We start from the raw sequence: 14,046 nt of genomic DNA, 5'->3' as shown, positions 1-14,046 counted from the left end.
GATACTTCCGCTTGTGATTTGTCTTCTACGTCTACCAATACCCAGGCTTTACCCCAGTTACACCAGTAATCCATAACTAACAATTCAACCATTGGTTGCTCACATGCATCTTCACATTTGAACGGAACTGCTTTGCTCCATCCACCACCTAAGTACGCTACTTCTTTTCCATATCCAGGTACACCTGTTAATCCGTCAAAGAACGACTCAAGATCTTCCAAATCCAATGGATTTCCGTGCTCATCCGTACCACCACAATTCTCAGCTACATACCGTGCTATATCATACAACCAACCGTGTACTACTAATGGTCCACATTCCTGGCCATCTTCCCACAACCACTTCAATTTCTCATAGTAGTGTGCTTCTACTTCTTCATGTTCTAAGAAGAACTCATGTAATTTCTCGATGTCATATGTATAATCTCCACACAATACGTCACCGCCTAATACATTCTCTACTTGTCCTTCTGCAAATCCTAAGTCTACCAATAGGTCTACCCAGTTATCATATTCTTTTCCGTTGGAACACAAGTCAACACAAGCAGTATCTGCCCACCAGTCAACTCTTCTTGCCAAACGCAAGCTTATTCCACAGTTGTCCCAACTTCCTTCGTCAAAAGTCTCTGCATTTACCCATGCAACTTTGTTGGTCAAACTTACACGTACTTCATCATCTACTACTACCGTAGGAGGTGTAGCATCTTTTATCTCTATGTATTTGTACCACTCACTCAAGTTCCAGCAACTGTCCGCTGCTTCATACCGTACTTCCGTCAAGTTTCCATGTCCCTGGAATGGAATACTGATCGGATCTTCGGTGTGTGCGAAAGTTACATAACCATCAGCTTCTGATACACGCTCCAACAATACTGCTCGACCGTTCACCATCGCTTTTACGTGATGTACACCACTGCACTCATCTTTTAATGTTACACTTGGAACATATACATCAGCAGCACAATCGTGGCTACCTGTAGTGTATACCGTAGGATTGCAATTTTCCCAGAATCGAGCTGATTCGTATTGCTCACCATTGCGAATGCTTTCTACGATCTCCTCATGGTCCCACTCATAGGGTCCACAGTATTGATCATCACAAGCTTCATATCCTCCCAGTTCATTTAATGCATTTGCTATACTTTGCTCAGGATAACAGAAATCAAAGATGGGTCCGATCGTATCGATCAACGTCAACCATTGAGACAATACAGCAACTTTCTTCTTATCACTTTCGAAGTCAGATGCATCGAGATCTACAACAGTATTCTCTTCATCAAAGTCTTCCCATACACATTCGTTCTCTGTTACACCCCAACACGTTTGTGTAACCGTGATATCCTGACCTTTTGTCGCAGGACAGGCACCAGCCCACTCTTGTGATTCAACCTCAATAGATATACCACAGTGTGGGTTCCCATCAAGATCATCAAGGCATATTTCTACACAAGGCTCTTCTGTTTGCTCCTCTAGTGCAGGTACTAACATTCGTACAGCACAGCTTCCGAATTCCCCTTCGGCCACGTCACAGTAACGCACACAGTCTCCACTTCCGTAGATAGATGGCCATGCTCCAGCAAACCAATAAGGGCTGTTGGCATTACCATTGTAAAACCAGTCTTCTGTTACTTGCTCGTAAAAGCCATTTTCACTTAATACCCAATCGCCTTTCTCCAACAACAGGTAAGGGAAATAGCTCAACGGAGGCAATACGCCAATTGCTAGATTGATAGGGTCTTCGCCCAATTCATAGATCGCATGCAAAAAGCCATAACCTATTTGACTGCTATTCGTATTATCTGCTAAATACTCAAAGTAATCCGTATCAAATGGACTACCACCAAAGTCTCCAACAATATCACCAATAGTAATCTCTGTACCGTCTAATTTTTTCAAAATCACACACTCCAGGTATTCTTCCCATACATTCTCTCCCTGTGCATAGGCATTGATCAACCCGGCAGCTATAATAGATGCAGGCAATTGATACGCCACACCGCCTAATTTGCTATACGCTTCTTCGTAATCGTGGATACCCAACGGTTGTTTCCACGCTGCAAATCTTTTTACGCTCTCACCTTCTTCTTCCAAAGGCTCGATTTCGCAATAAGTAGTATCTTCCATATAACCTACAAACGACTCAGCCGTCAACATAGGCAATCGCAATACTACGATAGTATCCGTCAAAGTGGATATGTCTTGGTCTTTATTAAACACTTCCCATTTTCTGTAAATAATTTCGGAAGTATCACTTTCTTCATTACAATGTACTACTTCTACCCAGTCAGGCTGTGCAGACAAACCATAATAGTTACCTCCACAAGGCACTTCTACTGTAGGCTCGTGATCTTCAGCTTCAGGAACATACCCACAGTATGTTACCAACAAACCTGTATCAATACGGGCCGTCGGAAGATCCAAATCACTGGCTTCAGTAATGGTAGTACCAAAGGCAGATGTTAATTGAGGAGCAGGTGTGCCATTCAATAGAATCAAACCCTGATTACAATTCCCATCTTCGTTGGAAATTGAAAAGTCAAGGTTTTTCCCTAAATAGCTACAAACATACAATTCAATGTCATCTCCATCTTCCAATCCTTCAAAAGGAGAACCTTGAACATGACCTCCCCATTCATTATAAATGGAAACATCAATAGGATAGGCTGCGCTTCCCGGATTTGACAATAAATCCATAGTTGTCAGCGTGATATATCCCTCGTCATCTATGGATGGGGAAATACCATGTGCACAGTTCGGCGCTTGCGCGTGAACCTGCATCGGGAGCATGAACGCAAACAAAGCCAACAAAGGCAACACGCCTTTGAGCCAGTTTGAGCCCAGACACCACGAAGGCTGAATTGAAGTAAAATTCGTCTTTTTCATGAGTTCTAGTTTTGGTTATTAAACAATCGGTTTTTTCAAATAAATATTTAGTTAAAAAATAAATTTTACAAATTACTATAAACAGGAATATTCGATAGAAGAACCTATCTCCGAGAGGGTCGCTCCAGGAGCGACAAAATGAAAATTAATAAGATAAGAGTTTAGGTGTAGAGTTTTTTTCATTCACAGAGTAAGATTCGTTCTCAAATAATCTAGTTTAGGTTTTGTTCTTGTTTAGTTTAAGTTCGACACCACTAAGCGCTATAGCAGCGTCATTTCTTTACAAATATATAGTTTCTGAACTATTTCTTAAAGTATTTTTCGTTAATTTTTCGTATTAAACTTTTTGATAATGTGTACTTTAAGTATTTATCAATTATTTATAATTGCTTTTTTCATTTGTTAAATGTGGAATTTAGTCCTGTAGTTCCTTAGTTCTGTAGTTTGTTAGCCCCGTAGTTCTGTAGTTCCTTAGTCTGGTAGTCCTTTAGTCTTTTAGTTCTGTAGTTTACTACCTGACTAATCGACTAATTAACTAACCGACTAATCAACTGTTTCCACACTTTCAAAAAATATTGACTCTTTTGTCAATTTTGTTTTTAGTTCTGTAGTTCCTTAGTCTGGTAGTCCTTTAGCGTTTTGGTTCTGTAGTTTACTACCTGACTAATCGACTAACTAACCGACTAATCAACCGTTTCCACACACTTTCAAAAATATTGACCCTTTTGTCAATTTTGTTTTTAGTTCTGTAGTTCCTTAGTTTGGTAGTCCTTTAGTCTTTTAGTTCTGTAGTTTACTACCTGACTAATCGACTAACTAACCGACTAATCAACCGTTTCCACACACTTTCAAAAATTATTGACCCTTTTGTCAATTTTGTTTTTTGTTCTGTAGTTCCTTAGTCTGGTAGTCCTTTAGCGTTTTGGTTCTGTAGTTCTCTACCTAATTAATCGACTAATTAACTAACCGACTATCAACTAATAGACTAACCAACTAATAGACTAATAGACTATCTACCTCCTCCTTTTCCTTCTGTCATCCTGATCATCTTCCGTTTCATCGGGATTAAACAGATCAAATATCAAACTAATTTCATGGGATCCATTATTATACGTTTGGAAATCCGCAAATGACACCCCATACGAATATAAAATATTAATTTTATTAATCCTTGTGCCTAAGAGTATATTAGCTCCATTTCCTCCTCCGATAGTATATGTAAATCCACCGATTAATTGATCGTCAGCATAATATCCCAATAAATTAAGATCTACCTGAAAAGGAGCATTTCTCACATTGCGAACCTGAATGGAAGGTTCAAATTCAAAGTTATATTCTTCTAAAGGAGCCTTATATCCGGCATATAATACAAAATATTTAAAAAGAGAGCTCTCCGTAGATTCATTATCACTATTATTGTCCACTCTAGTTCGAATTAAGTTGGGCAAAGCCAATCCCGCTGTAAAACCGTCCGGTAGTTCTGCATGCACACCAACTGCAGCATCAAAAACATCATAGCCTTCGGCTGCATCGGCAATAATAGGATCGTTGGGGTCAATTCCTGTCCCCAATAATGCAGAAGCCTGCAATTTATACCTCTCATACCCTGTCGATAATCCAATACTGAGTTTTGTATCCTCGATATCCAGTCTATAAGCATAAGAAAGCTGTCCCGTTGTCCGGTTAAGTGATCCAAGGTTATCCGAAATCAACATCGCACCCAGTCCAATTCTCTCACCAACAGGGCCATTATAGGCTCCTGTAAATGTCTGGGGATTGCCGGGGAACGCATTCCACCGGTTAACATAATTGAGCATAATCTTATGGCCATTCATTCCACTGGCGGCAGGGTTTATCAATTGTTGATTTAATGTATAGTGTTTATAAGAAGCTATTTCCTGAGCAGAAATTGACGAAACACCTAAAGTCAATACCAATATAGCACTAATCAAAAATGCAACCCTCCTACGTATCCAATTCCCACTTTTCACATGTTGGCGTGGACTACCAAGAAGTAACACACACAAGCCAACATTAGCTGAAAGTGTATCAAAATCATTCTTATATGGTAAATTTCGCTTCATTCTTTTTTATCCTTAGTGGTTATAAAACAAATTCCGTTCCAAAAATCTACGAGTTTCAATCGTTGAGGGCAGAGCCTTTCAACGGTTCATAGCTCGTGAAATAGAAACCATTTTAATTAAGTCTTCTCAATAGGGTTACGTGTCCTTTATATTGATTTATGGTTCCATCTGCTTCTGTAACTTCTATTACAAAATAATATACGCCATCATCAAGTTCATCACCGTCATTGCTAATCCCCGTCCAACTATTATCATAATTTTCCTGTCGATAGACAGCAGCTCCCCACCTGTCAAAAATGGTCAATGTGTTCTGCGATCCCTGGACACAAGCAATCCTCAATTCATCATTCAATCCATCGGCATTCGGCGTCATTACCTCTACGGCCGTAAAGCAGTCCTGATCATCCACGGGTACACGGGCTTCACGCTCTGTCAAACAGTTATTTGCATCGGTCACAACGACTCTGTATGCACCTTCTTCCAGACCACCAATAAATGACGTCGTAGACCCGGGCATACCATCGTTCCAGGAATAGGTATACGGTTCTGCCCCCCCAGTTACAATCGCCTGAGCCGTACCGGCGCTTCCTCCATTTGAAGGGGTAGTATTTACACGAACTACTAACTGTTCCGGTTCATTGACCATATAGGTAGTAGATGTCGAATTACCATCTGCATCCGTCACTGTAACACTGTACTCTCCGCTTCCCACATTTTGAATGGATTCCGTTTCATCACCTGTACTCCACACATAATTATAAGGTTCAGTTCCAAAATTAGCTACGGCCCGTAAGCTTGCGTTCATTTCACCAAAACAACTGATATCAAATCCATTGTAATCAGTAGTAGCATTAATTTGAACGCTAAATTCAGCAGGTCCTACGGGAATATCTTCATTTACCGAACAGCCTGAATTATCCGTCACTGTAACGGTAAACGTACCTTCCCCCAGTCCACTAATATCTTCTGTATCTTCACCTGTACTCCAATTGTACATATAGCCACCACTTCCTCCCGAAACCGTTATATCAATCGAACCGTCATTTCCGGATTCTACCGGACCTACTTCATAATCTACGACAATGGGATCGGGGTCATTTAATTCAACACTCCCTTCAGCTATGGTCTCTCCTGTATTATCGACCACTGTATATACATACGTTCCAGCCGCTAATCCATCTAAATCTTCTGAAGTAGCAATTTCATTTCCATCCAACGTCCATGAAAACGAATAAGGAGATTCCCCGGTCAATACAGACATGTCAATGGACCCGTCTGAATCACCAGCACAAGAAGGTGGTGAAGAAGCTATAGAAACACCCTCACCTTCTCCAACTGTAAAACTTCCATCACATGCCTGGAATGGTATTTCATTACCATCCAAATCAGCCGCAAGGAAACTAAAACCTTCCCTTTCTTCAAACGTAATTTCAGTCGATTCTCCATCTTCCCCTATCACATCAAAACACAACTTAAATAGAATCGAATTATCATCCAATGTCATTCCGCTACCATGAGACCATGCAAGCTTTAATATCCCATTTGCACCTTCTGATAGATCAAAGGCCCCACCCTGAGGTTCTGGCAAATTAACATACTCGAATTCAGGGTTATTCAGTACTTCCGGATCCCAGGTTACCAAGGTTTGTATTCCTCCTATTCGAACAATGTCCTTTCCATAGAAATTCACGCAAACTTCACTACCTTTTGGAGATGCAATATTATCGGCCGACAAAGAAAAACCTTCCAGCTCGCAATCATTTCCGCCACCTCCTCCGCCATCACCGGCAGATATCTCGCCATCACTTACATTATAATCAGTAGCAACTGCATCTCCCTGTTCGTTTAAAACAGCGAAGAGTATCTCACGAGGATCGTTCGTAAAACTTAAATCTGAACTGCCGGAACTTTGATTAATCCGGAAACATAAATTTCCAATCACCGTACCGTCTGCAGTGCTTATAGGATCCGAACTTGGGGAAGTCCATTGCACGATTAATGCACCGTCTTCCAAAAATTCAGTACTAAATGCAGACTCGTTAAAACCCGTAAGATCAAAGTCACGGGCTTCTACATATTCCATAAAATCAGTATCAAATTCGATACTAAATTCCATTCCTACAAGGTCTGTAAAATTATTTACTGTTATAGGCACACATACGGTTTCCCCGCTTTGTCCTTCACCACTACCAAGCGACATAGAAACTCGGTTTCCACCACCTCCGCCACCTTCTCCGATAGTCACCGTACCAGCATTAGTTGTCGCACCGATATTTTCAATTTGATTATTAATTACTTCTTGCTCTCTTGGCTCATTTCCATAGTCTACTTCCTGCGGAAAGTCAACAGTAGCCGTCGTAGAATTTTCAGCAACGATTTCAAATTCAATTGTGAATAAACGGCCATCTTCAGGGATGGTAAATCCGTCGTCGCTACTCAAATCCAAATATGATAAAAAAACTACACCCTCTTCGTTGTCAATTGTGACACCATCTTCCTCATTAAAGTTCGAAAGAGCGCTAGAAATATTTACAACTGAGGTAGCATTCAATTTAGTCTCATCAAAAGTTGCCAACAATTGAAAACCAAATAAATTGGAAAATCCCTTCACATTTACATCCACACTAACCACATCACCCGGGTCTCCCTGTGCATCGGATACAGTAATCTCAGCCTGGCCAAAAACTGAAATCGCACTAACAACTGTAAATAATATCGCGTAAAAATATTTTATCATGATGATATATTATCATTTAATAATGCTCAAATAAAACGCACTTTAAAGAATAAGATTATACGGGATCAATTGAAACGGTCTTAGTTTTGTCCACTTTTGGATTACTCAGCGAACCAAAATCACCTCGCTCCCTGACATAGTCCCATAGCATAAAACATATTCTCATGGGGATTTGTACAAAATCCATTCCAATTTTATTTAATACGTTTTTTTAACACTATTTTTTACCCGTAAAACTTTTAGAATTAATCAGTTCCGATTTTTGGGAATCTCGATATGCATAATCAAATCCAGGATGGATGCAATAAGAACCGGACTCTCCGGCTTTATTCAGAGCTAAAAACCCAATTTGAAAATCACTATAATTTTGTTTTTTCGCTATTCGCAAAACGGCTTCTTTACATGCTTCAGAAGGGGTCCTTCCCTGACGCATCAATTCAACCACCAGAAAAGTGCCGCAAGTCTTCAGAACAGCCTCACCCATTCCCGTAGCAGTAGCTGCTCCAACTTCATTATCGACATACAAACCAGCGCCAATAATTGGGCTATCACCAACCCTTCCATGCATCTTATATGCCAATCCACTGGTAGTACATGCCCCGGACAAATCCCCGTTGCTATCCAATGCAACCATACCAATGGTATCGTGATTTTCAATATTAATAACCGGTTTATATTCGGATTTTTTCTTCCACTTTTCCCATGCTCTTTCAGATTTTTCAGTTAAAAGATTAGTCTTTTCAAATCCTTGCTCAAGAGCAAACTGCAATGCTCCCTCTCCAGATAATATGACATGAGGAGTATCCTCCATCACTTTGCGCGCAACCGACACCGGATGAACGATATGTTCAAGAAAACAAACCGACCCGGCATTTCCGGTTTCATCCATAATACATGCATCCAACGTTACATGACCATCCCGATCAGGCAATCCCCCAATACCTACAGTCATATTATCAGCATCTCCTTCTATGATTTTCACTCCCTGTTCCACTGCATCAATAGATTTCCCTCCGTTTTCCAATACCTTCCAGGCTTCGTCGTTTGCCTTTAAGCCAAATTTCCAGGTAGAAACCACTACCGGTTTATTGCCCGGGCGAAAAATATTACTTTTAGCCTTGTGACTCAAAATTCCTGTTCCAATTGTACCTCCCATTAAACGAGCAACAAAAGATCTCCTTTTCATTCGAATATCAATTAAATATTAAAAAACAAAGATATGTAAATAGATGAAAAAAAGTAGTTTTAAGAGTGAGAGAAGTAGGTATGTAAATTTGGAATCAAACAATGAGCACTAAATCAATTGACAAAGAAAAAACTTTCCGTTTTTTATTATTTAACTTGAGTTCGACAGGGAAAATAAGAGTTCTGAGGGAGCGAAAGGGTGGGAAAAAAGTAAAACCATCGTTTCAAGCATTAAATTTTGCCTTTTTCGCAAAATAAATACCAGAAACAATTATTCGTTGAGCTCACGTTTTTTCCAAATTGAAAAGTACCGAATTAACCAATTGTAACTATAACAAATAAGTATGCTTGTCCCCTGAAATTACACATGAGCAGCATTGATTTAAATATAGTTTCAATTGAACGACATTCGCTCAATTTATTACTATAAATTTTAAAACATACCCTTAACTCTAATTTTAGGCACTCCAAACTTTTACCTTTAAGTACTTACTACACTATGCTAAAATCTAATCCTCAAAAAATATCCACCGCCACCAGCACCCAACAGTTTCATAATACGATCATCTGAATGCAAATCCTCTTCCCACATTCTACGTATCGAGCCTGGGATCCAATCGTTGAATATTTCTAATTGATTTTGAGAAAATGAACGAATAAGGTCACGGGCAACCACTAATTCGTTTCTTATCAGAGCGTCAATAATCTTATTATTTACCTTTGTAAGAACTTGAATTCTCCTGGTAAATTCTTCCTGGCTTTCTAATGATTGAATATATCTATCTATTAAATCAGAGGCCTGGCGTTCCTTCCCGCTATTAATTAATTCCATGTTCCATTGAGAGAGAAAAGACAATTCTGTTTTAATGACCACCCCCTGCTTATTTTTCATCAAAATTGGTTTTCCCAAAAAGCTGGTTAATGGATCAAATCCAGAACTTTTCCCGTGCATAAAATGCTCCATATCACTAAATACAGCCTGCAAATCTTCAATTCTTTCTACCTTATTATGTGCATACCGATCGTAGACCGCAGCAACTACTGCACCTGAACTTCCCAAACCACTTCCTCTAGGGATTGTAGATAGAAGATTCCAACCATCCTCTAGGTCCTTTTCCATCTTATCCAAATCCAAACTCGATTCCATCCCACTTATTTTGAGGTATGCCATGAAATCATAAAGTTCTGAATTCTCCAATTCACCTTTTTCCCAATGACAATTATAGTCTGGGTAAGGAATAGAAATAGCAGCTCCTTCATTCAGCACAAGATATTCACCAAACATCAGGATTTTGGCTGGAAATATTTTTTTATTCACCGTTTAATTAGTTGGTCCCTGCAAAAGTATTAGAATACTTTGAGGTTTTTGTAATATCCTGGGCAGTACTTGATAAGATGGAAGTCCGGAAGAGAAGCATTAACTGTTGAACTATTTGTGTCATTGTAAAACTTACAGTATTATTTCCTTTTAAGTTCTAAAAAACTAAACATATTTATTGAATTAATATATTATTTTATTGACTTTCACTGAGAACTTTAACCATTAAATTAGAGTTGGACATTTGCATCGGATATCTGGTAAAAATATCCCTCCTTTTTTACAGGGATAAGTAATAATTATAAAGATGCGTTGTAGGCAGTATTTCCGTCTTAATAATCCTTTTTTTCCGGGTGTGGGTCGTGCACCACACATTAAACTATTTAATTACCTTCGCATTTAATATAGGGTATGGAAAATATACTAAGCGAGTGGAAAATTTAGACCGATTTTTACAACATTATAAACAAAGCGATAAAATTGGAAAGATCAATGACTTTATAGAAAGCAATGAAATTTCCAACATTAAGCTGGCGTCTTGTGCCGGAGGCAGCAAGAGTACACTGGTAGCAGCGGCATACAGTAATCAAAAGAAGCACTCTTTGGTCCTATGCGGAGATAAAGAAGAAGCAGCCTATATATACAATACTATTGAATCCCTTCTACCCGGAAGTCCGGTACATTTTCTTCCGGATTCTTTTCGACAGCCACAAAACTTCACACGAATAGACCGCAACAACCTCTTGCTCAAAACGGAAACAACTAATAAAATAAATAGCCAAAAAAATTATGGGCATATAGTCATCACCTATCCAGAGGCTTTACTTGAGAAGGTAGTAGCTCCTGATACGCTGGAAAAAAATAAAATCACTTTAACAATAGGTGAGGATATAGATGCAGAGCTGATTATCGAAGAATTGGTTTCATATGGCTTTGAACATGTAGACTTTGTTTATGAGCCTGGTGAATTTTCTGTCCGTGGAGGCATTGTAGATATTTTTACATATGGAAATGAATGGCCATACAGACTTGAATTATTTGATACTGAAATAGAAAGTATCCGCTTTTTTGATCCAATTACCCAACTCTCAAAAAAGAAAGTTGAATCAATCTCAATAGTTCCTGACATTCAACGTAAAATAGACAAAAACGACTGGGATTCTTTTTTTGAAATTTTGCGCAATGATGCCGTCATTTGGCACTTCAATCCCAATCTTTTTGCTTCAAGACTTTCGCAAACCTTTAAACTGGCTCAACAATTCAGACAGGAAATTGCACACTCGGAATTTTCGGCAGACGTAGTAAGTTATTTCAAGAACGAAAAATATTTTAGTCCGGATAAAATACTCGAAAAAATAGGTGATTTCCCGGGGATATATTTTCAGGATGGAATAAAAATTGATAAAGATTTTAGAGAGGTTTTGTCTTTTAATATATCCCCGCAAAAAAGTTTTAACAAGAATTTCACCCTACTAATAGAGGACTTACAAGAGCACTACTCCAAAAAATACGAGCTGTATTTATTTACTGACAGTCCCAGACAAGAAAAAAGGTTGGATTCAATTTTCCAGGATCTGGAGGCCGGGGTGCCGGTAAATACGGTACTAAAAGGTCTCAATGAAGGGTTTGTAGATCACGACCTAAAAATAGTCTGTTACACGGATCATCAAATCTTCCAACGTTTCTATAAGTACAATCTGCGGCAGGGTTTTAATAAAAGTAAAGCTATCACAGCCCGAATGCTCAAGGAATTGCAACCCGGGGATTATGTCACCCATATAGACCATGGTGTGGGAAAATATTCAGGCCTTGAAAAAATTGAGCTCAATGATCAGGTTCAGGAATCCATGCGAATTCTGTATAAAAATAATGACGTGCTGTATGTAAGTATAAATAGCTTACATAAAATATCAAGGTTTACGGGTAAAGACGGATCAACCCCAACCTTGAGTAAATTAGGTACAGATACCTGGTCCAGAATGAAAAGCAAAACCCGTAAGCAAATTAAGGACATAGCTTCTGAACTTATCAAACTATATGCAAAAAGAAAAGCTTCAGAGGGTTTTGCCTGTAAGCCTGATAGTTATTTACAAAATGAACTGGAAGCGAGTTTCTTTTATGAAGATACTCCGGATCAGGAAACGGCAACCATTGCATTGAAAAAGGATATGGAACAAGGATATCCTATGGACCGATTGATTTGCGGCGACGTAGGTTTTGGCAAGACCGAATTGGCAATAAGAGCTGCCTTCAAATCTGTAGTCAATGGAAAACAAGTTGCCGTGCTCGTGCCAACTACCATCCTTGCATTACAGCATTTTAAAACCTTTAATAGCCGTCTTTCTGAATTTGGTGTGGAGATAGATTATGTCAATCGATTCAAAACAACGAAACAGAAAAATGAGATTTATAAAAAGCTGGCGGAAGGTACTCTTGATATTGTCATTGGAACCCATGCCATTCTCAATAAAAAAATAAAATTCAAAGATCTGGGCTTGTTGGTAATCGACGAGGAACAAAAGTTTGGAGTATCAGCCAAAGAACGCCTTCGCAATCTAAAAGTGAACGTCGACACCCTGACATTAACCGCCACTCCAATACCTAGAACTCTGCAATTTTCCCTTATGTCAGCCCGGGATTTATCTATTTTACGGACTGCACCGCCCAACCGTCAGGCTATTCATACAGAAATTAGAATTTTCAATAATGATTTAATCCGCGACTCCATTTACTATGAAATCGACAGGGGTGGCCAGGTATTTTTCGTACACAACCGAGTCAAATCGCTTAATGAAATGTCTGTTTTATTACAACGGCTTTGTCCAGACATTGACATTGCTATTGCCCATGGCCAAATGGAAAGTAAAAACCTTGAGGATACTCTCGTGAATTTCATAAATGGTCAATATGACTTACTGCTTTGTACTAACATTATAGAGACTGGACTTGATATCCCAAATGCAAATACAATTATTATAAATAATGCCCACCAATTCGGATTAAGTGATTTACACCAATTAAGAGGACGAGTGGGCCGCTCCAACAAAAAAGCCTACTGTTATTTATTTTGTCCTCCCCTTTCTGTTCTTACCGCCGAAGCCAGAAAAAGACTCAAGACAATTGAGGAATTTTCAGAACTCGGTTCAGGTTTTGAAATCGCCATGCGTGATTTAGACATAAGAGGAGCAGGTAATCTACTGGGAGCCGAACAAAGTGGTTTTATTTCTGAGATTGGATACCATACATACCAAAAAATCCTGGAAGAGTCTATTCAGGAACTCAAGGAAAACGAGTTCAAAGAAGTTTTTAAAGAGGACTTATTAAATCAAAAGGAACATGTTCGGGATGTTATTATTGAAATGGATGTAGATATGCTGATTCCTGATTCTTATGTCAATCAAATCCAGGAGCGATTAAGCCTGTATACCAAACTGGATAACCTCAAAACAGAAGAAGAATTATTTCAATTTTCAAAAGAACTAGAAGACCGTTTTGGAAAACCGGGAACTGAGGTTCAGAATCTCTTCGAAGGACTCCGGATTCGCTGGCTTGCCAAGCTTCTGGGATTTGAAAGGATCATCTATAAAAAGAAGAAACTCCGGTGCTATTTTCCTACAGATCCTCAATCTATTTATTATGAATCTTCCACTTTTCAAAACATTATGAAGTTTTGCAATAAAAAAGACCCCGGTTTGCCGAAAGCAAAAATCAAACAATCCCGAAACCATCTAATTTTGGTGGTTGATGACATTAATTCAACTTATAATGTTAAAAAATACTTATCATCAATGAATACAGGAGTAAATAGATTCCCAGTTAATTCAAATGCATAAAACCTCT

The 14,046-nt window shown here is 38.9% G+C and carries 7 protein-coding genes; 1 reads left to right on the top strand and 6 read right to left on the bottom strand.

The window, feature by feature from the left end; translation table 11 throughout:
• The 6 genes from LVD47_RS22850 to LVD47_RS22830 all read right to left on the bottom strand — a co-directional run.
• Positions 1-2,882: hypothetical protein (locus LVD47_RS22850; RefSeq protein WP_236980964.1), on the bottom strand; the 2,882-nt coding region annotated here is incomplete at its 3' end.
• Between the two features lie 1,013 nt (positions 2,883-3,895).
• Positions 3,896-4,966, bottom strand: coding sequence for a PorP/SprF family type IX secretion system membrane protein (locus LVD47_RS22845; protein WP_236980962.1), 1,071 nt, complete (start codon positions 4,964-4,966; stop codon positions 3,896-3,898).
• Positions 4,967-5,078: 112 nt separating this feature from the next.
• Positions 5,079-7,703 carry a cohesin domain-containing protein gene (locus LVD47_RS22840; RefSeq protein ID WP_236980960.1) on the bottom strand — a complete coding sequence of 875 codons (2,625 nt, stop codon included), beginning with the start codon at positions 7,701-7,703 and terminating at the stop codon, positions 5,079-5,081.
• A gap of 55 nt (positions 7,704-7,758) precedes the next feature.
• Complete coding sequence (locus tag LVD47_RS23810; RefSeq protein WP_255785398.1) at positions 7,759-7,890, bottom strand: hypothetical protein; 132 nt, start codon at positions 7,888-7,890, stop codon at positions 7,759-7,761.
• Positions 7,891-7,920: 30 nt separating this feature from the next.
• Complete coding sequence (locus tag LVD47_RS22835; protein WP_236980958.1) at positions 7,921-8,889, bottom strand: isoaspartyl peptidase/L-asparaginase family protein; 969 nt, start codon at positions 8,887-8,889, stop codon at positions 7,921-7,923.
• Between the two features lie 501 nt (positions 8,890-9,390).
• Complete coding sequence (locus LVD47_RS22830) at positions 9,391-10,206, bottom strand: mevalonate kinase family protein (protein WP_236980956.1); 816 nt, start codon at positions 10,204-10,206, stop codon at positions 9,391-9,393.
• Positions 10,207-10,637: 431 nt separating this feature from the next.
• On the opposite strand from LVD47_RS22830, the gene mfd reads away from it, so the two are divergent.
• Positions 10,638-14,039, top strand: coding sequence for a transcription-repair coupling factor (mfd, locus tag LVD47_RS22825; RefSeq protein ID WP_236980954.1), 3,402 nt, complete (start codon positions 10,638-10,640; stop codon positions 14,037-14,039).
• Positions 14,040-14,046: the final 7 nt, after the last annotated feature.

Source organism: Membranihabitans maritimus (genome assembly GCF_021729145.1).
GTDB lineage: Bacteria > Bacteroidota > Bacteroidia > Chitinophagales > Saprospiraceae > Membranihabitans > Membranihabitans maritimus.
This window is presented reverse-complemented; position numbering and strand designations above follow the sequence as displayed.

Excerpts from the sequence above, each read along its gene's own strand:
- LVD47_RS22845 (WP_236980962.1), bottom strand. The coding sequence starts at position 4,966 with ATGAAGCGAAATTTACCATATAAGAATGATTTTGATACACTTTCAGCT.
- LVD47_RS22840 (WP_236980960.1), bottom strand. The coding sequence starts at position 7,703 with ATGATAAAATATTTTTACGCGATATTATTTACAGTTGTTAGTGCGATT.
- LVD47_RS23810 (WP_255785398.1), bottom strand. The coding sequence starts at position 7,890 with ATGGATTTTGTACAAATCCCCATGAGAATATGTTTTATGCTATGGGAC.
- LVD47_RS22835 (WP_236980958.1), bottom strand. The coding sequence starts at position 8,889 with ATGAAAAGGAGATCTTTTGTTGCTCGTTTAATGGGAGGTACAATTGGA.